We start from the raw sequence: 19,903 nt of genomic DNA on the forward strand, positions 1-19,903 counted from the left end.
CACACCTCAGCTGAAGAGGATCACCCTTACCAGGTGAGCACCGCACCCACCGCAAACGTATCGGTGTCTTCATTCTGGGCACTGGTGTCGTGGCCGTTGATTTCGAACTGGTTGTACTCGGCCACGAGCTTGAGGTTGTCGTTGACGTCATGGAACAGCGCGATGCCACGGGTTTCATAATCGGCGCCGCTGCCCACCACCCCGTTGCCGTCGTCATCGGTCTTGCCGTAGGACAACGCCAGGCGGTTCTTGCCCAGCTTGTACGAGCCCTGCAACAGGTAGCCCTTGCTGTCGACATTGCGCAACGTGGCTTCGCCGGCATTGTTGGTGAAGAACGGGTTGATGCCCTTGGCCTGGAATCCCGAGCCGGTCAGCGACAAGCCCCCCATCTTGGCCTGCACGCCGTAGCCCAGGCCCTTGGAGGTCACTGACTCGACGTTGGAATCGGTATTGTCCGACGTCTGGTAGCTGCCGTTGAGCCAGCTGTAGATCTTCGCCCCGCCCAGGTCGAACTGGTAGGTGATCTCGCTCTCGGTGCGCGGGTTTTCCTGGTAGGCCTTGCCGGTGGCGCTGTTGTCGTTGGTGTCTACCGGGTCCATGATCCCCACCGCCACCCGCAGCCCCTCCATCACCGGCGTTCGGTAAGTGATCTGCGAGGTCGGGAACGGATACGGGTAACCGCTGCCGATGTTGCCGAACGAGACTCCGCCGCCGTCCACCAGCCCCAGCGTATCGCTGACCTGGCCATAACCGGCCAGCAGTTCGTCCAGCAGGATGTTGGAGCGGGCAAACAGGCCGAAGTCCTTGCCGATCAGCACCTCGCCCCACTCCGGGTTGGCGACGGTGCCGTAGAACTGCCGCACGTCGATGGCGGTATCGGTGCCGTTGGTCTCGCTGTCGTTGATGGTCACCCAGAACGAAGCGCGAGCGCCCAGTTTGAGGTCATCGACCTGCTTGCCCATGTTGAAGCCCAGGTAGTTGGGCAGGAAGCCCATCTTCACCCGCGCCTGGCGCCGGTCATACTGCTCCCCTGCCCGGTCCACGTCGCTGTTGACGTAGAAGGCGTTGATGTAGCCGTCAGTGGAAAAAGTGGTCTGGTCTTTGTCGTACAGCATGATTTCGGCTTGGGCCCAGGGCGTCAGGCCGAATGTCGAAAGACTGGCGATGACCGCAGGCAAAAAACGATGGCGGGTATTTTTATTGTTGTGCATGGCGCGCTCCGCGACGTGGGACGGGATGTCGGAGGCGATTATCGAAAGGCCGTGGGCGGCGCCATACGCTGCCTTGGAGGCAATTGGCGAGTGCTTTGGTGGCGCGGGTTTGAAGCGGCAGTTTGGGTGTAAGACTGCGATGCCCGCAGGTGCAATACTTCAGGCCCAACCCTGACCACCTGTGGGAGCGGGCTTGCTCGCGAATGCGGTGTGCCAGTCAATAGCGATATTGGATGTAACGGCCCCTTCGCGAGCAAGCCCGCTCCCACAGGTGGGTGTGACATGGCTGTTGTGGTGAGCAGGCTTGCTCCCGTTGGCCTGCGCAGCAGGCCGCCTTCTTGGACTCAGAACCTCGGCTTGACGGTCTTCCAGTCCGGCCGGTAGCGCTGCATCTGCCGCACATCATCACGCTGGCGGATGCCGCAACTGAGGAACTGGTCATGCAGCTTGCCCAGTTGATCGCGGTCCAGCTCCAGCCCGAGGCCCGGAGCCCGGGTGATCTTCACGCAACCGTCGACGATCGGCAGCTTGCCGCCCTTGATCACTTCTTCATCCGGTTCCTGCCAGGGGTAATGCGTGTCGCAGGCGTAGTCCAGGTTCGGCACCGCTGCCGCGACGTGGGCCATGGCCATGAGGCTGATGCCCAGGTGCGAATTGGAATGCATCGACACACCCAGGCCGAAGGTGCTGCACATTTTCGCCAGTGCCTGGGTGTCCCGCAGGCCACCCCAGTAATGGTGATCCGCGAGCACAATCTGCACGCTGTCCAGCGCCACGCTGCGTCGGAACTCGTCGAAATCGGTGACCACCATGTTGGTCGCCAACGGCAGGCCGGTGCGTTTGTGCAGTTCGGACATGCCCTCCAGCCCCGGCGTCGGGTCTTCGTAATACTGCAGGTCATCGCCGAGCAACTCGGCCATGCGAATGGAGGTCTCCAGCGACCAGTTGGCGTTCGGATCGATGCGCAGCGGGTAGCCGGGAAACGCCTGCTTCAGCGCCTTGATGCAGGCGACTTCGTGCTCGGGCTCCAGGGCGCCGGCCTTGAGCTTGATGCTCTTGAAACCATACGCCTGGATCATGCGCCGGGCCTGGGCGACGATCTGCTGCTCATTCAAGGCCTCGCCCCAGCTGTCTGGCGGGTACGGCGAATCGATGTGCTCGGCGTACTTGAAAAACAGGTACGCGCTGAACGGGACTTCATCGCGGATCGCACCGCCGAGAAGATCCACCAGCGGCACGTTCAGGTAATGGGCCTGGAGGTCCAGGCAGGCCACTTCAAAGGCCGAGTAGGCATTGCTGACCGCTTTACTCGCATGGGAGCCCGGCGCCAGTTCGGCACCGGCGACACTGGCCGGTCGTTGCGCGGCGACAGTCGCCTCGACAATGGCCCGCAAGCGATTGAGGTTGAACGGGTCCAGGCCGATCAACAGGTCCTGGAGTTGCAGCTGGATCGCCAGGGCGGGCGCATCGCCGTAGCTCTCGCCCAGGCCGATGTAACCGTTGTCGCTTTCGATCTCGATGATCGAGCGCAGCGCGAACGGCTCATGGATGCCGCTGGCGTTGAGCAACGGTGGATCGCGAAATGCAATGGGTGTGACCGTGACGCGTTTGATCTTCATACAGCGGCTCCCGATGGGCCAGGGTTCAAGGCTTGGCGTTTTTCCGGCTGATCGGCGTCGGCGATGGGTTCGGGCCGACCGGACAATGAGTTGGGTGTGTCGCGCCCCGGTGAAGTGCGGGCGAAAAAGATCACCACGGCGGCGATCAGCGAAGTGATCGCCAGGCCATACAGGCCGCCTTCGATGGAACCGGTGGTCTGTTCCAGGAAACCGAAGGCCGTGGGCGCGACGAAGCCGCCGAGGTTGCCGATGGAGTTGATCAGCGCGATCACCGCGGCCGCGATGCGAGCGTCCAGATAGCCCTGGGGAATCGGCCAGAACAGCGCCGAGGCGGCCTTGAAACCGATCGCGGCAAAACAGATCGCGACGAAGGCGAAGACCGGCCCGCCCGTGGTGGACATGAACATGCCGAACGCGGCAATCACCAGCGTGACCGCGACCCAGGCCTGCTGGAACTTCCAGCGCCCGGCCAGGGCGGCAAAGCCGTACATTGCAACGATGGAGATGATCCACGGGATGGAATTGAGCAAGCCGACCTGGAAGTCCCCCAGGCTGCCCATCTTCTTGATCATGCTCGGCAACCAGAACGTGGCGCCGTAGATGGTCAGGGCAATGGAGAAGTAGATGAAGCAGAACAGCAGGATCTGCCGGTCGGCCAACAGCTTGAACACCGACGGCTTGATCACCTGGGTCGCTTCCCGAGCCCGTTGTTCCTCGGCAATGGCGGCGGTCAGTACGGCTTTCTCTTCAGCGGTCAGCCATTTGGCCTGGCTTGGGTGCGATTGCAGCCAGAACCAGACGAACCCGCACAACACAATGGAGGCGAAACCTTCGATCAGGAACATCCACTGCCAGCCGTGCAGGCCCAGCCCGCTGACGTGCAGCAGCGCGCCCGACACCGGCCCGGAAATCACCGAGGCGATGGCCGAGCCACTGAGGAAAATCGCCATCGCCTTGCCGCGCTCGTTGGCCGGCAGCCACTGGGTGAAGTAATAGATGATGCCGGGGAAGAACCCCGCCTCCGCTGCGCCGAGGATAAAGCGCAGCACGTAAAAGCTGGTCTCGCCGCGCACGAAGGCCATCGCCATCGCCGCTGCGCCCCAGGTGAACATGATGCGGGTCAGCCAGGCCCGCGCGCCGTAGCGCTGCAGCAGCATGTTGGAGGGAACTTCGAACAGCGCGTAGCCGACGAAAAACAGCCCGGCGCCCAGGCCGTAGGCCGCGGCACCGATGCCCAGGTCGGTTTCCAGGTGGCTGCGCACGAAGCCGATGTTGACCCGGTCGATGTAGTTGACGATGAACATCACCACCACCAGCGGCAGTACGTGACGTTTGACCTTGGCCGCCGCGAGCGCCAGGGTGCTCGCCGACGTGGAGTCCGGTACGTTGTTCAAGGGTGCCTCCCGATCATTGTTTTTGTGGGGAACGGGACGATGATGGACGCCGGGGATTGTTCCCGTCTAATCTAACTTGGCACTTGATTGATACCTGGATTGAATCAATGTTTGAACTGGCCCAACTGCGCTGCTTCACCACCGTGGCGACCGAACTCAACTTCCGTCGAGCCGCCGAACGCCTGAACATGACCCAGCCACCGTTGAGTCGGCAGATCCAGTTGCTGGAACATCACCTGGGAGTCGAACTGTTCACCCGCAGCACCCGCAGCGTGGCGCTCACCGCCGCCGGCCGGGCGTTTTTCCTCGAAGCCCAGAACCTGCTGGAACAAGCCCAACAAGCGGCCGTGGCGGCCCGGCGCTTCGCCCAGGGTGACATCGGCTCGGTCACCATCAGCTTCGTCGGCAGCGCGGTGTATGAATTTTTGCCCAAGGTGATCGCCGAAGCGCGGCTGAAACAGCCCCAGGTCAAAATCGTCCTGTCGGAGATGAACACTTACCAGCAGCATGAGGCCCTGCGCGCCCGGCGCATCGACCTGGGCATCGTCCGCTCGCCGCTACTGGAAACCGGCTACGCCACCGAATGCCTGGTGCGCGAACCCTTCGTGCTGGCGGTCCCGGCCGGGCACCCGCTGGCCCAGGCCGAGACCGTGAGCGTGCAGGACCTCAACGCGCAACCGTTCCTGATGTACTCCCATTCCGCCTATCCGCCGTTCAACGAATTGCTCACCGGCACGCTCCGCTCGGCCCGGGTCGCGCCGCAATACGTGCAATGGCTCGGCTCCTCACTGACCATCCTGGCGCTGGTCAACGCGGGCATGGGCCTGGCCCTGGTGCCCCGTTGTGCCACCAGCGTGGTGTTCAAGCAGGTGGTGTTCCGCGAGATCGACCTGGGCGAAGGGGTGCAAAGCGAACTGCATCTGATTTGGCGGGAAGACAACGACAACCCGGCGTTCGCCATGTTGCTGGAAGGGATTCGGGGGGCGGTTCACGGGTAATGTCCGCCCCAGGAGTGCATCGACTGTACGATCCGCCAGGCAGATTCAGACAATGTGTCTGCAATCGAATAAAACGACCCGATACCGCTTGAAAATCTTATATAAAACTGTCGAGTTTGACAGTTCTCTGTGCGGTTGAAATAAAAAACAATCGTTTCTCCGCAACCTTGGGAGAATGAAAAATGCGAAACCACACGTGTACTGAAGCAGACTTCAGTAAATATCGTCCTGACGACAAGATCTTCATTGAAGGTAAGGACGGCTCACGTCAAAACGTGTATTTCAAACTTGTTTTTGATGGACGGCTTAACTATAAAGACCTGAACTCCAGAGAGCACTCAGTTGAACTTTCAGCACTATGTGACACCTATCAGGTCGGTTAACTTTCCTGACAGAAGCCAAAAAATGGATTGCTCTACCCATGTCCGAGCCTGATTGCGAATATCAGGCTCTTTTTTCGTTTCACGCATCTTTGTTCATTACAGCCAACAACGGAACAAGCCACCGTAGCGGTCCGGCGCCTCGCCCCAGAGGGCTCTGCACAACCTTCGCTATCCTCACGCCTAAAGTAGTTGTACGATGACCGATGAGCGTAGTCAAAAACGCTCGTGACGTTCCTCATACCTACAAAAACAAGGAAACATCCATGAAGAAAGCGACATTGGTCATCAGCTTCCTGTGCCTGTTCAGCGGTTATGCGGCCACTGCCGCGGCGTCGGCCGAGCAGGATGTGGCCCAGGCCGTCGACCACCTGACCCAGGCCATGCTGCACAAGGACATCCCCCAGCTCCAGGCATTGGCCGCCGAAAACCTCACCTACGGGCATTCCAGCGGGAACATCCAGGACAAGAAAGCCTTCATCGCCGACATCGAGACCGGCAAGAGCGCGTTCAAGACCCTGGAGATGAAAAACCAGAAGATCACCCTCTCAGGCGACACCGCCCTGGTGCGTAATCATTTCTCGGCCCAGGCGATCAAGGGCAGCGACATCGTGCCGACCGAAATCGAGAACTTCCAGATCTGGCAGAAACAGAAGGACGGTAAGTGGCTGCTGATCGGTCGGCAGGCGTTCAAGTTCTGATGATTGGCCAGGTGCACGCATGAAGTGGGAGCGAGCCTGCTCGCTCCCACAGCGCCTCAGGTTTTGGCCCACTGCTCGCGGTACTGCAACAGGAAATCGATGAAGGCGCGCACGCGCTGGGGCATGTGTCGGCCGTGGGGATAGAGCAATGTGAAGGGCCGTGAGCGGCCACCCAATGGCTGCAGCACTTCCACCAGGCGCCCGTCCGCCAGTTCCTGTTCGACGATGAAGCGGTAGGTCTGGAACAGGCCCGCACCATGCTTGGCCAGCGTCACACCGCCCAACACATCGTCCGAACAACCGTAGTGGCCTTGGGCAAAGACCTCCCGGTCCTTGCCATCGACCTTGAACAGCCAGGAAATCCGTCGACCGCTGCTGGGCAATTCGAACTGGATGCACTCGTGCTGATCCAGGTCTTCGAGGGTCTGCGGGGTGCCGGCCCTGCGCAGGTAATCCGGCGCTGCGACCACCACCAGCCTCGCGTCTTCCAACTGCCGGGCGATCATCGAGGAGTCCGGCTGGGCCCGCACGCGGATCGCCAGGTCATACCCTTCGGCAACGAAATCGATGTTGCGATTGCTCAGGTGCACGTCCACGCTGACTTGTGGGTACAGCGCCCGGAACGTCGGCAGCAACGGCAGGATCCGGTGGTGACCGTAGGTGGTGGGCAGGCTGATGCGCAATGGCCCGGCGGGCACCGCTTGGGCGCCCATCATTGCCTGTTGCGCCTCGATCAGTTGCGTCAGCGCCTGCCGGCATTCTTCGAAATAGGTCTTGCCGGCCTCTGTCAGGCGGATGCTACGAGTGGTACGCACGAAAAGGCGCGAGCCCAGGCGTTCTTCCAGGCGAAAGATCGAACGGCTCACCGCCGCCGGAGTGACGCCCGCCACCTGCGCCGCCGCCGTGAAACTGCCCGCCTCCGCCGCCAGGCAAAACAGTTCTATGCTGCCCAGTTGCAGGTCTTCGAAATGCCGCTTCATGATTCGTTACACCGCGTATCAACTGAAGATTCCAGAGGCCTGTTTATCAGGCTGGCGCGTATAAATACAGTGGCCCCGGTGGCGTGGGAATGGTCCTGCGCCCGTGTTCATCAGCAGGAGTGCGAGATGCCCTTTGTCAATGTACGAATTACCCGTGATGGCGTGACACGTGAGCAGAAGGCCCAGGTGATCGCTGAAATCACCGAGACCCTTCAACGTGTGTTGGGCAAGGACCCGCACTTGACCCATATCGTGATCGAGGAGGTGGATACGGATAACTGGGGATACGCGGGTATGACGACGACGCAGTTTCGAAGTCTTCCGAAGGAGTGAGTCTGCTCGTGATGGCGGCCTTATTGAGTACCTATCCATTGCTGCGATAACGGCCGCTTTTTGAGACACCGGGAGCCGGACCCGCCAAAACTAACCAAGAGCGCTTTGCCCCACCCCCTGGTGCCTCGCCCAGGCTCGGCATGCCCGAGACGGCCTTAAAGCCGACCTGGCTCGTTCATGCCTGCGCGGGGCCCTGTGGGAGCGGGCTTGCCCGCGAAGGCGACCTGACAGCCAACCCATATCTTCCAACTGCCCCGCAAGTCCCATTGCGAGAGCGAGCTCGCTCGCGAAGACAGTGGCACACCCAGCATTGATTCAACCTGCTCCCCATCTTCGGCAAAGTTCGGTTGTGTGGATGTTTGGGATTGATTACATGAGGTATCAACTCAAGTACCAGAACCCTGATTTATCAAGTCTGAGTGCATCAATACCCTGAGCACAACCCGCGCCGCTCCCGGCGCAGCGGTTCAATCAAGTGATCAGGAGTCGATTTCATGAGTATCAACAAAACCGTCATCATCACCGGCGCTTCCAGCGGTATCGGCTTGGGCTTGGTCAAGGCGTTCCTGGATCGGGGCTATAACGTGGTGGGCAATGCCCGTTCTCAATCCGGGCTGGACGCCGCTGCGGCCCAGCTCAACCATACCGACCGGTTCATTGGCGTGGCCGGTGATATTGCCGACCCGGCCACCTCTACCCGTGTCGTTGCCAAAGCCGTCGAGGTCTTCGGCCGTATGGACGGGTTGGTGAACAATGCGGGTTTCTTCCTGCCCAAGCCGTTCATCGAGTACAGCCCCCAGGACCTGGAAGCGCTGCTGGACACCAACCTCAAGGGCCTCGTGTATGCCAGCCAGGCAGCGGCCGCGCACATGATCGGCCGTCGCCAGGGCTTTATCATCAACATCTCCGCCTCGGTGGCGCTGCAACCCAATATCCAGGTGCCGGCCGCGCTGCCGGTGCTGATCAAGGGCGGTGTCAACCAGATGACCCGCGCCCTGGCCCTGGAGTTGTCGCCCCATCACATCAAGGTCAACACCGTCGCGCCCGGGATCATCGACACGCCGATGCATGACCCGGCGCACCGTGCGTTTCTCGACAACCTGGCGCCGGCGGGTCGTGTGGGGACGGTCGAGGAAATTGCCGAGGCCGTGCTTTATCTGGCGGGAGCCGATTTCACCACCGGCGTGGTACTGCCGGTGGATGGCGGGATGAGCACGGGCAAGTGGTGAGCAGCAACTGCCCGCTGTGTGGGAGCGAGCCAGCTCGCTCCCACAGCGATCAGAGGGTGTAGGAGATGCCAGCCTGCACAGTGCGCGGTGCGCCTGGGTAGGCGTAGACGTTACCGAACGCACCCTCTTCATAATCGGCGTCGAACAGGTTCTTCACGTCCAGGTTCAGGCGGATCCGCTCGTTGACCTTGTAGTAGCCCAGCAGGTCCACCACCGTGTAGCTGTCCATCGAGAAGGCATTCGCCGCCGTCTGGCCGGCGCGCTCGTCAACGTACCGGGCACCGGCGCCCAGCCCCAGGCCCTTGAGGCCGCCGTCCTGGAATTCGTAGACGTTCAACAGGCTGAAGGTGTTCTTGGGCACGTTGAGCAGGCGGGTCCCGCTTGGGATGCTGGTGTCCTTGGTCACCTCGGCATCGACGTAGGCATAGCCACCGATCACCCGCCACGCCGGTGTCAGATTACCGGCCACGTTCAGGTCGAAGCCACGGCTGCGCACTTCGCCGGCGGCCACGCTGAAGGTGGAGTCCAGCGGGTCAGTGGTGAGCACGTTACGCTTCTCGATCTGATAGACCGCCGCGTCGACGCTCAACTGGCGATCCAGCGCTTCCCATTTCACACCCATCTCGTAGGACTTGCCCTCTTCCGGCTTGAAGCCGCCACCCTGGCGGCTGGCACCGGTGTTGGGCTTGAACGAGCGGGCCGTGTTGGCGTAGACCGCCACGGTGTCGGTCAGGTCGTAGATCACGCCCAGCCGCGGGGTGACCGCGCTGTCGTCTTTGCTCCAGCTCCTGCCATTGGGCACAAACGTCTCGTACTCATGCTCGAAGCGCTCGAATCGCGCCCCCGCCAGCACTTTCAAGCGCTCGGTCAGCGCCACCTGGTCCTGGAGGAACAGGCCAAGGGTCTTGAGGTTTTCCTGGTCGTCGGTGGGGGTGCGGGTCAGCGGCGGGCGGGGCTGGCCGTACACCGGATCGAAGATATCAATGGGGTAGGCCCCGGTCCCGGCCGCGGAGCGCTGGATGATGGACTGGTAGTCGTAGTCTTCGTACTCGATCCCGGTCAACAGCGTGTGCTCCAAGCCGCCCGTGGCGAAATGCCCGGTGAGGTTCAGTTGCGTGTCGCGGTCTGTCCATTCCAGCTTGCGGTAGTTGAAATTGCGCCCCAGGGTACGGCCGTCGGCGGCGATGCCGTTGCCTTCGATGGCATTGCCCTGCAACGTGCCGTCCAGCCATTGGGTGCCACCGGCCAGGGTCCAGTCGTCGTTGAGCATGTGCTCGAAACGCACCTGCAGCATGTTGTTGTCGTTGTGCAGTTTGCCGGCGTCCTTTTCGCCGAAGAAGGTCTCGCGCGATGCCGTGCCACGCTGGCCAGGATAGTGCGTCACACCCCGGTCCAGCGGATGGTTGTTGCGCATGAAGTCGCCTTCGAACGTCAGGCGCGTGGTGTCGTTGAGTTGCCAGGTCACCACCGGGGCGACACCGTAGCGCTCGGTCTCGACGTGGTCGCGGAAGGTGTCGCCCCCTTCGCCGATCACGTTCAAGCGGTAGGCCAGTGTGCCCGCTTCGTCCAACGGGCCGGACGCGTCCAGCGTGCCGCGACGCATGCCTTGGTCATTGAGCTGGCTGCCGAGGGTCACCGTGCGCTCGGCCAACGGCTGCTTGGACACCACGTTGAAGGTGCCGCCGGGGTCGCCACGCCCGTACAGCATGGTCGCCGGGCCGCGCAGCACTTCCAGGCGCTCGATGGTGTTGGCGTCGGGCATGTTCGGGTAACCCCGGTTGATCGGGAAGCCGTTGCGGTAGAACTCCCCCGTGGTGAAGCCGCGCACGGTGAAGGTGGTCAGGCCCTGGCCGCCGAAGTTGTTGGCCCGGCCCACGCCGCCGGCGTAGTCGAGGGCATCTTGCAGGCGCGTGGCGCCGAGGTCTTCGACGGCGTCGCGCGACACCACGGAGATCGATTGCGGGGTTTCATGGATCGCGGTGTCGGTACGGGTGGCGCTGGCCGAACGGGTGGCGTGATAGCCCTTGACCGGTCCCTGGGGATTTTCATAGTCGCCAGCGCCGACGATGTCGGTGGCTTGCAGCTCCATGGACGCCGGGGCGACGAGGGGCTCTTCTGCCCAGGTGGATACGGAATAAGCCTGCAGCACACACAGTGAAACGAGAATCCGACGCATCGATGCACAATCCTAAGGGAAAAACGCCAACCCGCTGGGGCCGGCAAGAATGTGTCGCGAAAGATACAGCAACTCATTCCTGTTTGATATGCATTCCCATTAACACCCTGCATTTCCCTGCGCATATTCAGTTATCGGGTGGCTGAGGGACTCTTGCTCGATTCGCTGGAAAAAACGTTGTGCGCGAACGTCCTGGACAAAGGCCACGTTCAGCCGCAGCCAGTCACACGCCTCACCCGCCGGCATGAAGCTGGAACCCTGGGAGAGTTGCACTTGCGCTTCATGGGCAATCTGCTGCACCCGGTCGGCAGCCAGGTGTCGCGGCCGGGCCCATACGAACAAGCCACCGGTGGGCTCGGCGAAAACCTCCCAATGCGCCTGGTCGAGTTGGCGAAGGGTGCTTGCCATCTGCTTGTTCAGCCGTTGGCGCAGGCGCTGGATCAACTTGCGATACGCGCCGTTGGCGAGCAACGCCGCCACGACGTTCTCCGCCAGCAGCGAGCAGCCGATGCCGGTCACCATCTTGACCTCGGCCAGCCGGTTGATGATGTCGGGCTGGGCAACCACGTAACCGACACGCAAGGAGCTGGACAAGGTCTTGGAAAAACTCGCGAGGTAGATCACCCGGTCCAGCCCGTCCAGGGTCGCCAGCCGGGACGTCACGCCGTTCTGGAAGTCGGCGTAGATGTCGTCCTCGATCAGCTTGAAGTCATGCTGGTTGGCCAGTTGCAGCAAGCGGTACGCCACGCTGGGTGCCAGGCTGGTGCCGGTGGGGTTCTGGTACATGCTGTTGAGGAAGAAATAGGCGGGTTTGTGCTGTTCCAGCAAGCGTTCCAGGTCCTCGATAGCCGGGCCCTGGGTACCTCGCGCCACCGCCAGGGTCCTGACCCCATGCAGCCTCAGCAGGTTGAACAGGTTGTAGTAGCCGGGGCTCTCCACCAGCACCAGGTCACCGGGTTTGAGCAGCGTGCGCACCAACAGGTCAAGGCCCTGGCTGGCCCCCTGGGTCGTGAGAATCTGCGGCAGGTCGACGTGGATGTCGATCAGATCCAGGCGTTTCTGAATGTGCTGGCGCAGCTCGACCGACCCCAGCGGCGTGCTGTAGTTGAACAGGGCGTGGTTGTCGCTGCGCACCACCTGGCGGATGGCCTGGCCCAGGTCGGTGTCGTCCCGCCAGGCGTCGGGCAGCCAGCCGCAGCCGAGCTTGAGCCGCGAAGACTGCGGCTCGAACAGGGCCCATGCGCCCTCCTCTTCGCCCGTCGCCGGTTCCTTCGGGCGCGACACCTGGGGCGCGACGAAAAAACCCGACCCATGCCGGGATTCCAACACCCCACTGGCAACCAGTTGGTCGTAGGCCTTGATCACACACGCCAGGCTCACGCCGTTTTCCTGGGCCAGTTGCCGAATGGAGGGCATCCGGGCGCCGGGGCGGATGCCCTGGCGCTTTATCCAGCCCAGCAATTGAGCCACCAGTTGCCGGACCATCGGCTCGGCGGCATTGCGATCGATGTTCAGATCCATGGCATGCCTTTTAAGTGTTCGCTGTTTTTTGGCGAACAGTTAAACACAAAACGCCCCGGGCTGTTTCTTGTTCCTGGGGGAGTCGGCGGTGATAGTCCTCGAGACTTACGATTTCCTGAGGAACACGCTTGAACGCACAGCATCGACACCCATGGGGACTGGCTTTCGGCCTGTGCCTGATCACCCTGGCCGTGAACCTGCAGGCGCCGTTGTACACCGCCTATGCGCTGGCTTCAGGGCATGGGGCGGGCGCCACGGCGGTGGCCTTTTCCTGTTATGTGCTGGGAGTGCTGCCGGTGTTGCTGGCCTTCGGCGGGATCGCCGACCGAGTGGGCCGCCGGCCCTTGATCCTGTTGGCGCTGGGCCTGTCGATGCTGGCGACGGTGGTCACCTCGATCTGGCCGAACCTGATCGCGCTGGGCCTGGCGCGGCTGATGATGGGCGTGGGCACGGGGCTGGCCTCGGCGACCGCGACGGCCTACATGACCGAACTGATGGCAGGCGACGACACCCGCGCGGCTGCCAACCGGGTCACCGCCAGTACCTCGCTGGGCTTCGGCCTCGGCGCGGCATTGACCAGCCTGTTCCTGATTGGCCAGCACAGCGTCGTGCCCGGCAGTTTCTGGCTGCAACTGACCCTGGCGGCCCTGGCGATGGGCGTGGTCGTCCGGTTGCCGGACCCTGCCACGCGCAACAGCCATGCACCGCTGCTGCGCCTGCCGCTGTTTCCCGCCGGCAGCCTGCCCTACAGTTTTTCGATGCTGCTGGCCTGGGCCACCTCGGGACTGGTCATCGCGATATTGCCATCGGTACTGGCCGCCCACGCCTTGCAGCAGTGGTCAGGCCTGTCGACCTTTACCGTGATCAGTTGCGGGCTGCTCTTCCAGCCCTGGGCCCGCCGCCTGCCACCTGCCCGGGCCACCGGCATCGGCTTGCTGGTGCTGCCCATAAGCTATGCGCTACTGGCGTTGGGCGCGAGCAACGGTTCGCTGCCCGCGGTGCTGTTGGGCGCCCTGGGGGCCAGCAGCGCGTGCTACGGGTTTCTGTACCTGGGCGGGTTATCGGCGATCACGGCCATGGCCGGCCTGGAAAAGGCCCGGGTCAGCGCCGGTTTTTTCCTGTTCGCGTATATCGGTTTCAGTCTTCCCGTGGTGGTCACCGGCGTGGTGGCCGACGCGTTCGGCGCCGATATGGCGTTGATCCTGTTCGGGGTGGCGTTGATGGTCGGATCGCTGGTCACCGGCTGGGTGGTTGTTCGCAAGGTGGAACCTGTGGCGAGGGCGCTTGCTCCCGCTCAATTGAGTGACAATCACTGAAATGGGGCTGCTGCGCAGCCCAGCGGGAGCAAGCGCCCTCGCCACGGGATAAAGCCCGCAGCAAGGCTCGACACTGGCTTAGGCAAAGTCGTATACCATATCCCCAATTCCATCAGCCGACTCGCCGCCGTGACCTTATCCAAGTTCAACCTGCCTGACCTGGGCAACACCCCCACCACTTCGGAAATCATCACCCGTCACCTGCGCGATGCCATCGTGGCCGGGCATTTCGCCGAGGACGAGCCGATTCGCCAGGACGACATCGCCCGACAGTTCAACGTCAGCAAGATCCCCGTACGCGAAGCCCTCAAGCGCCTGGAGGCCGAGGGCCTGGTGATGTTCCAGCGCAATCGCGGGGCGATGGTCACGCGCATCTCCGAGGCGGAACTGGCGCAGATGTTCGAGGTGCGCATGTTGCTGGAGGACAAGGTGCTGCGCCTGGCGATCCCGAACATGACCGAAGAGACCTTCGCCCGTGCGGACAGTATTTGCCGTGAATTCATCGGCGAGGATGATGTGGGCCGCTGGGCCGAGCTGAACTGGCAATTGCATGCCTGTCTCTACGAACCGGCACAACGGCCGTTCCTGGTGGGGCTGATCCGTTCGGTCCACGACAAACTGGAGCGTTACCTGCGCATGCAGATGAGCCTGTCGGCCGGCAAGGACCGCGCCGACCACGAACACCGGGAAATCCTCGACGCCTGCCGCGCCGGCGATGTCGAACGGGCGGTCAAACTCCTGGACGAACACATCGCCGGCGTCTGCAAGACCCTGTTCGAATTCTTGCCCTCCAGCCATTGAGGACCAGTGGCATCCCCTCGGCGCTTTTGTGGGAGCGAGCTTGCTCGCGAAGACGGCGGCACATCCAATCTCACCATCACTGACCCACCGCTTTCGCGAGCAAGCTCGCTCCCACAGGGATAGTGGATTTCACGCACATACTGGGTATCCCCCCGGCGCTTTTGTGGGAGCGAGCTTGCTCGCGAAGACGGCGGCACATCCAATCTCACCGTCACAGAACCACCGCTTTCGCGAGCAAGCTCGCTCCCACAGGGATAGTGGATTTCACGCACATACTGGGTATCCCCCCGGCGCTTTTGTGGGAGCGAGCTTGCTCGCGAAGACGGCGGCACATCCAAATTCACCGTCACTGATCCACCGCTTTCGCGGGCAAGCCCGCTCCCACAAGGGATTTGGGGTGTACGCCGCCTTTGCATGCACCAGCAAGACCTGTGGGAGCGGGCTTGCCCGCGAAGACGGCGGCACATTCAACATCTTCGTGGCAGACATGCCGCTTTCGCGAGCAAGCTCGCTCCCACAGGGATAGCGGATTCCACGCACATACCGGGCATCCTCCGGCGCTTTTGTGGGAGCGGGCTTGCTCGCGAAGACGGCGGCACATCCAAATTCACCGTCACTGACCCACCGCTTTCGCGAGCAAGCCCGCTCCCACACAGAGCCGGGGTTCCCGCGATGTTTAGAACAGGTTCTGCACCTGTTCCAGCACGGCGCGGTTCATCTGGCCGGTGTGGGTGTGCAGGCTGACGTAGCTTTGCAGCATGTCGAGCTTGGTATTGAGCAGGTCTCGACGGGCCTGGAACACCCGTTGCTGGGCGTCGAGGATGTCCACGGTGGAACGCACGCCGCCCTGGAAGCCTTTCTCCGTCGAGGTCAGCGCACGCTGATTGGACTCCACCGCCCGCTGCATCGCCTTGCTCTTGGCGAACCCGGCCACGACGCCCAGGTAGTCAGTCTCGATGTCCTCGGCCAGTTGCTGGCGTTGCACGTCGTAGTCGGACTGGGCTCCAGCCAGTTGCGCCTCGGCCTTGGCCACCGATGCTCGCACCGCGCCGCCACGGTATAACGGGATGTCCAGTTGCACGCCGACATAATAGGTGTCCTGGCGCGGGTCGAGCTCCTGGTACTGTCGGGTTTCCCGGCGAGTCAGTTGGGTGGTCAGGGACAAGGTCGGGTAGTGCCCGGCGCGCTGGCTGTCGGCCTGGGCCTCGGCGACCTTGACCGCCGCCAGCCGCGCGGCCAACTCGGGGCTGGCGTCGCGGGCGATCGCCGTCCAGTAAGGCAAGTCCTGCTCTGGTGGAATCGGGTTGGCGGTGGCCAGTTCCTCGCGCATGGGCTGGATGTCCTCGATCGGCACACTGGCGCGCCCGGACAATGCCCGTAGCGCCGCCACCCGGCGCGCCTGGGCTTCGGCTTCCTGGGCATCGACCAGGTCGAGCCGCGCCTGGGCCTCATCGATATCGGTGATCGCGCCCTGGCCCCCCTGATAGAGCTTCTTGCTCTGGGTGACCAGGCCGTTGATCGCCGCCTTCTGCTGGGCGATCAACTTGATTTCGTTTTCGGCCCGAGCCACGTCGAAGTAGCTCTTGGCGACCCGGTCATACAAGGTCTGGCCGGCCACGTCGAACACCTGCACGCCCAGTTGCCCACGCGCCTTGCCCTCCTGGTACGCCGCCCAGCGCCCCTTGTCATAGAGCGGCTGCTGCGCCGCCAGGGTGACACTGTTCGCCTGGTAGTCGTTACTGTTGACGTAGCTGCGGTCATCGCCGCCATCGGTACGGCCGCCGTAGCCATAACGTGAGCTCAACGACACCTGCGGATAGAGCCCGCCCCGGCCGATCGCCTCTTCGTTCCGAGAAGCCTCGAAGGCATGGGCGGCCGATTGCACGGTCGGGTCGTTGAGCCGCGAGGCGTCGTACGCAGCGGTCAGGCTCAGGCCCCCTTCGGCCGCCCAGGCGGGGCCGATCACCGCCCAACTGGTGCACAGGCCCAGCAACATCTGGGCGCGGTAACGGTGACGGTCGGTCATGCTCATTCCTCCTTGAAGGCCGCCAGCAAGCGTTCGCGCAAAGGCTTCATCAGGTAGTTCATCAAGGTGCGTTCCCCCGTCACCACCGTCACGTCGGCGAGCATGCCCGGGCGGACCAACAGCCCGGCACCCTGCAACGCTGCGACGGTCTCGGCGGGGATCTCGACCTTGGCGGAAAAATACGGCTGGTGGGTCTGTTCGTTGATCAACTGATCAGCCGAAACCGTCTTCACCGTGCCGGTGACCGTCGGCGTGTCGACCCGTTGCAGCGCGGTGAAGTGCACATGCACCGGCAGCCCGGGCCGCAGCTTGTTGGCCATCAACGGTTCGAAACGCGCAGTGATCGCCATGGGGGCGTCCAGCGGCACCACCTGCATCAAGGTCTGCCCCGCTTGCGCCACGCCGCCGACGGTATGAATGTTCACGTCCATGACTTGCCCGGACACCGGCGCGCGGATCGCCCCGTTGTCGACTTCGAACTGCAAGGCGCGAATCTGATCGGCATAGCCTGCCGCTTCGGCCGAGACTTCGCTGAGCTGGGTTTCGGCGTCCCGACGAAACTCCTGCTGCGCCTGCAAGGCCTTGAGCCGGCTTTCGTTGATGGCCTGGCGCGTCCTGCCGACGTCGCCGACGCCCGAGGCGATCTGCCCGGCCAGTTGCGCCGCGTTGCGCTCGGCCTCGAAGAGTTTGTTGCGCGGCACGTAGCCCTCCCGCGCCAGGTCACGCAGCCCTTCGAGCTCCTGCTGCTGGAAACGCATCTGCGCGTCGTAGTTGCGCTTCACGCCTTCGTAGCCCAGCAACTGCTGCTGCAACGCCGCGGCCTCGTGCTCAATGATCTGCAAGCGGCTGCCCAGCTCGGCGCGCCGGGTCAGGAACAGTTGGCTCTGCAACGCCATGGACGCCTTGACCCGTGGCTCGTCGGCACGCGCCAGCAGCTCCGGCGGCCATTGGATCTCGGCATTGCCCAGGCGCTCGGCAATCAGCCGTGCCTCGACGCTGCGGTCGTTGAGCAACTTGCCCAGGGTCACGTCCAGTTGCGACTGTGCCTGCACGGTGTTGAGCTGCACCAGCAACTGCCCTTGGGTGACGCGATCGCCGTCGCTGACCAACAGTTTTTCCACCACCCCGCCGACCAGCGACTGCACCGCCTTGCGCTCGCCCGCCACCACCACGGTGCCGCTGCCCACCACACCCTGATCGAGCGGCGCCAGGCAGGCCCAGAGCAGGAAGCCGCCCAGGGCGAGCACCAGGAAACCGACACCATAGCGCGCCGCGCCACGGGCATCGGTGCTGGCGGTGGGCAGGGTCGAGCTGCTGCGAACACTCACCCCGTGCTCGCTGTAAGTGTGCGCTCCCGGCGTCAGATCACGCATCTTTGCCTGCCTCCCTCACCGCGGCCGGCCTCGGCCCCGGCATCAATGCCTTGAGAACCCGGTCCCGGGGGCCGAACGCCTGTTGCGTGCCGTCCTTGAGCACCAGGATGTGATCGACCACCGCCAGCACGTTCGGCCGGTGGGTGATCAGCACCACCGTGCTGCCCGCCGCCTTGAGCGCGTTGATGGCCTGCACCAGCGCCAGTTCGCCGGCTTCATCGAGGTTGGAATTGGGCTCATCGAGCACGATCAGCGCCGGCCGCCCGTAGAGCGCACGAGCCAGCCCGAGACGCTGTTTCTGCCCGCCGGACAAGCCCAGCCCACCTGGCCCCAGCGGCGTGTCGTAGCCCTTGGGAAAACGCAGGATCATCTCGTGAATCCCGGCCAGGCGTCCGGCGGCGATGATCTTGTCCGCGTCCTGTTCGCCGAAGCGGGCGATGTTGTCGGCCACGCTGCCGTCGAACAGTTCGATGTCCTGGGGCAGGTAGCCCAGGTGCGGGCCCAAGGCGTCGTGGGTCCACTGGCTGATCTCGGCGTCGTCCAGGCGCACCGAGCCGCCCATGGCCGGCCATACACCGACCAGCGCCCTGGCGAGGGTCGACTTGCCGCTGGCACTGGGGCCGACGACGGCCAGCACGTCCCCTTTGGCCAGGCTGAACTGGATGCCCCGCAGAATCGGCTGCGTGGCACCCGGCGTACCGACGTACAGTTGCTCCAGACGCACCGCGCCGCTGGGGGGCGGCAACGGCATGCGCAGGCGTTCGCGCGGATGCTGGGCCAACAACTGGCTCAAGCGCTGATAGCTCTGGCGCCCGGCATTGAATTGCTTCCACGAACCGATCGCGATTTCCACGGGCGCCAGGGCCCGTCCCAGCAACAGCGACATCGCGATCATCATGCCCGCCGACAACTGCCCTTCCAGCACCAGCAGCGCGCCCAGCCCCAATGACAACGACTGGCCCGAGATGCGCACGAAACGCGTCGCCGAAGTGATGCGCGCACCGCGATCGCTGGCGTGGGCCTGGGCCGCAATGATGCGCTGCTGCAACAGGCTCCAGCGTTGGCGCAACGGCCCGAGCATGCCCAGGGCCTGGATCACTTCGGCGTTGTGCAAGGTGCTGTTGACGTAAACCGCCGATTGCACCCCCAACCGATTGGCCTCCCCCAGGCGCGTGCGCGTCGCCAGTTCCCCCCACAGCGCCAGGCCGACCAGCACCAGGGCGAGGATCAACGTCAACACGCCGAACCAGGGGTGAAAGATGAACGCCACCAACAGGAAGATCGGCAGCCATGGCGCATCGAGCAACGCAATCAGGCCCTGGCCGGTGATCAGTTGCCTAAGCGTGGCCAGGTCGGTGAGCACCTGGGCCGGGTTGGCGTTGTGCTCGCGCAGGCTGCGGGCGAAGGCCGCGTCGAAGATCCGCTCGCCGAGGGCGTCGTCCAGCCCGGCGCTCATGCGGATCATCACCTCCCCGCGCACCCACTCGATCAGCGCACTGAACAGGAACAGGCCCAGGGCGATCAAGGTGAGCATGAACAGCGTGGTTTCGTTGCGACTGGTGAGCACCCGGTCGTACACCTGCATCATGTACAGGGACGGCACCAGCACCAGCAGGTTGATCACCCCGCTGAACAGCGCAAGCGACCAGAACACCCGGCGATAGCTCAGTAAAGCGGCATCAATGTCATGACGCGGATCGAGAAGCAAACCCATAGAAAGTCGCCCGCAAAAGAAAGAGTCGGTCCAAGACGCAATCCATCGCGCGCTTTCTGCCCGAAGGCATTGGAGAAAACACTCACGTCGCTTTCAGTGACGATCCTCGTCGCTACAGGCGCCAATAACTG

General features: G+C 63.2%; 15 protein-coding genes. 6 read left to right on the forward strand and 9 right to left on the reverse strand.

The window, feature by feature from the left end; translation table 11 throughout:
* Positions 1–26: 26 nt before the first annotated feature.
* The 3 genes from AD664_RS05130 to AD664_RS05140 all read right to left on the reverse strand — a co-directional run bounded on the left by AD664_RS05130 (position 27) and on the right by AD664_RS05140 (position 4,224).
* Positions 27–1,211, reverse strand: a complete 1,185-nt coding sequence (locus AD664_RS05130) for a porin (RefSeq protein ID WP_042731725.1) — start codon at positions 1,209–1,211, stop codon at positions 27–29.
* 344 nt (positions 1,212–1,555) lie between these two features.
* Complete coding sequence (locus AD664_RS05135; RefSeq protein WP_053144870.1) at positions 1,556–2,830, reverse strand: glucarate dehydratase family protein; 1,275 nt, start codon at positions 2,828–2,830, stop codon at positions 1,556–1,558.
* Positions 2,827–4,224, reverse strand: a complete 1,398-nt coding sequence (locus tag AD664_RS05140; RefSeq protein ID WP_042731727.1) for an MFS transporter — start codon at positions 4,222–4,224, stop codon at positions 2,827–2,829. Before AD664_RS05140 ends, AD664_RS05135 begins: the two co-directional genes overlap by 4 nt.
* Positions 4,225–4,331: 107 nt before the next feature.
* Here AD664_RS05140 and AD664_RS05145 point away from each other — a divergent pair, with 107 nt between their 5' ends.
* Positions 4,332–5,222 (forward strand): LysR substrate-binding domain-containing protein, encoded by an 891-nt coding sequence (locus tag AD664_RS05145; protein WP_053144872.1) that lies wholly within the window; start codon positions 4,332–4,334, stop codon positions 5,220–5,222.
* Between the two features lie 646 nt (positions 5,223–5,868).
* Positions 5,869–6,303 carry a nuclear transport factor 2 family protein gene (locus AD664_RS05150; RefSeq protein WP_047737980.1) on the forward strand — a complete coding sequence of 145 codons (435 nt, stop codon included), beginning with the start codon at positions 5,869–5,871 and terminating at the stop codon, positions 6,301–6,303.
* A gap of 56 nt (positions 6,304–6,359) precedes the next feature.
* Here the strand turns inward: AD664_RS05150 and AD664_RS05155 are convergent, their stop codons facing one another.
* Positions 6,360–7,283, reverse strand: a complete 924-nt coding sequence (locus AD664_RS05155; RefSeq protein ID WP_053144874.1) for a LysR family transcriptional regulator — start codon at positions 7,281–7,283, stop codon at positions 6,360–6,362.
* A 126-nt stretch (positions 7,284–7,409) separates the two neighbouring features.
* Between AD664_RS05155 and AD664_RS05160 the strand changes: the two genes are divergently transcribed.
* Positions 7,410–7,616 carry a 4-oxalocrotonate tautomerase family protein gene (locus AD664_RS05160; protein WP_047737977.1) on the forward strand — a complete coding sequence of 69 codons (207 nt, stop codon included), beginning with the start codon at positions 7,410–7,412 and terminating at the stop codon, positions 7,614–7,616.
* A 494-nt stretch (positions 7,617–8,110) separates the two neighbouring features.
* A complete protein-coding gene (locus AD664_RS05165) occupies positions 8,111–8,845 on the forward strand; it encodes an SDR family NAD(P)-dependent oxidoreductase (protein WP_053144876.1) in 735 nt (244 codons plus the stop codon).
* A 49-nt stretch (positions 8,846–8,894) separates the two neighbouring features.
* On the opposite strand, the gene AD664_RS05170 is transcribed toward AD664_RS05165, so the two are convergent.
* The gene (locus AD664_RS05170; protein ID WP_053144878.1) at positions 8,895–11,021 is read right to left on the reverse strand and encodes a TonB-dependent siderophore receptor; all 2,127 of its coding nucleotides are present in this window, start codon (positions 11,019–11,021) and stop codon (positions 8,895–8,897) included.
* Positions 11,022–11,120: 99 nt separating this feature from the next.
* Positions 11,121–12,542 (reverse strand): PLP-dependent aminotransferase family protein, encoded by a 1,422-nt coding sequence (locus AD664_RS05175; protein WP_053144880.1) that lies wholly within the window; start codon positions 12,540–12,542, stop codon positions 11,121–11,123.
* Between the two features lie 128 nt (positions 12,543–12,670).
* Here AD664_RS05175 and AD664_RS05180 point away from each other — a divergent pair, with 128 nt between their 5' ends.
* Positions 12,671–13,858, forward strand: coding sequence for an MFS transporter (locus AD664_RS05180; RefSeq protein ID WP_053144882.1), 1,188 nt, complete (start codon positions 12,671–12,673; stop codon positions 13,856–13,858).
* Positions 13,859–13,987: 129 nt separating this feature from the next.
* A complete protein-coding gene (locus AD664_RS05185; protein WP_053144884.1) occupies positions 13,988–14,659 on the forward strand; it encodes a GntR family transcriptional regulator in 672 nt (223 codons plus the stop codon).
* A gap of 676 nt (positions 14,660–15,335) precedes the next feature.
* On the opposite strand, the gene AD664_RS05190 is transcribed toward AD664_RS05185, so the two are convergent.
* The 3 genes from AD664_RS05190 to AD664_RS05200 are packed head-to-tail and all read right to left on the reverse strand — an operon-like array spanning position 15,336 to position 19,772.
* Positions 15,336–16,685, reverse strand: coding sequence for a TolC family outer membrane protein (locus tag AD664_RS05190; protein WP_053144886.1), 1,350 nt, complete (start codon positions 16,683–16,685; stop codon positions 15,336–15,338).
* Positions 16,686–16,687: 2 nt separating this feature from the next.
* The gene (locus tag AD664_RS05195; RefSeq protein ID WP_053144888.1) at positions 16,688–18,058 is read right to left on the reverse strand and encodes an HlyD family type I secretion periplasmic adaptor subunit; all 1,371 of its coding nucleotides are present in this window, start codon (positions 18,056–18,058) and stop codon (positions 16,688–16,690) included.
* A complete protein-coding gene (locus AD664_RS05200) occupies positions 18,051–19,772 on the reverse strand; it encodes a type I secretion system permease/ATPase (protein ID WP_042730259.1) in 1,722 nt (573 codons plus the stop codon). The genes AD664_RS05195 and AD664_RS05200 overlap by 8 nt, the downstream gene beginning before the upstream one ends.
* Positions 19,773–19,903 lie beyond the last annotated feature (131 nt).

The sequence above is a fragment of the Pseudomonas sp. P97.38 genome (assembly GCF_001269745.1).
Classification (GTDB): Bacteria; Pseudomonadota; Gammaproteobacteria; order Pseudomonadales; family Pseudomonadaceae; genus Aquipseudomonas; species Aquipseudomonas chlororaphis_E.

Bases quoted from the DNA above. Each gene is read 5' to 3' on its own strand.
- AD664_RS05170 (WP_053144878.1), bottom strand. From the start codon at position 11,021: ATGCGTCGGATTCTCGTTTCACTGTGTGTGCTGCAGGCTTATTCCGTA.
- AD664_RS05165 (WP_053144876.1), top strand. From the start codon at position 8,111: ATGAGTATCAACAAAACCGTCATCATCACCGGCGCTTCCAGCGGTATC.
- AD664_RS05150 (WP_047737980.1), top strand. From the start codon at position 5,869: ATGAAGAAAGCGACATTGGTCATCAGCTTCCTGTGCCTGTTCAGCGGT.
- AD664_RS05135 (WP_053144870.1), bottom strand. From the start codon at position 2,830: ATGAAGATCAAACGCGTCACGGTCACACCCATTGCATTTCGCGATCCA.
- AD664_RS05145 (WP_053144872.1), top strand. From the start codon at position 4,332: ATGTTTGAACTGGCCCAACTGCGCTGCTTCACCACCGTGGCGACCGAA.
- AD664_RS05160 (WP_047737977.1), top strand. From the start codon at position 7,410: ATGCCCTTTGTCAATGTACGAATTACCCGTGATGGCGTGACACGTGAG.
- AD664_RS05155 (WP_053144874.1), bottom strand. From the start codon at position 7,283: ATGAAGCGGCATTTCGAAGACCTGCAACTGGGCAGCATAGAACTGTTT.
- AD664_RS05195 (WP_053144888.1), bottom strand. From the start codon at position 18,058: ATGCGTGATCTGACGCCGGGAGCGCACACTTACAGCGAGCACGGGGTG.
- AD664_RS05175 (WP_053144880.1), bottom strand. From the start codon at position 12,542: ATGGATCTGAACATCGATCGCAATGCCGCCGAGCCGATGGTCCGGCAA.
- AD664_RS05130 (WP_042731725.1), bottom strand. From the start codon at position 1,211: ATGCACAACAATAAAAATACCCGCCATCGTTTTTTGCCTGCGGTCATC.
- AD664_RS05190 (WP_053144886.1), bottom strand. From the start codon at position 16,685: ATGACCGACCGTCACCGTTACCGCGCCCAGATGTTGCTGGGCCTGTGC.
- AD664_RS05200 (WP_042730259.1), bottom strand. From the start codon at position 19,772: ATGGGTTTGCTTCTCGATCCGCGTCATGACATTGATGCCGCTTTACTG.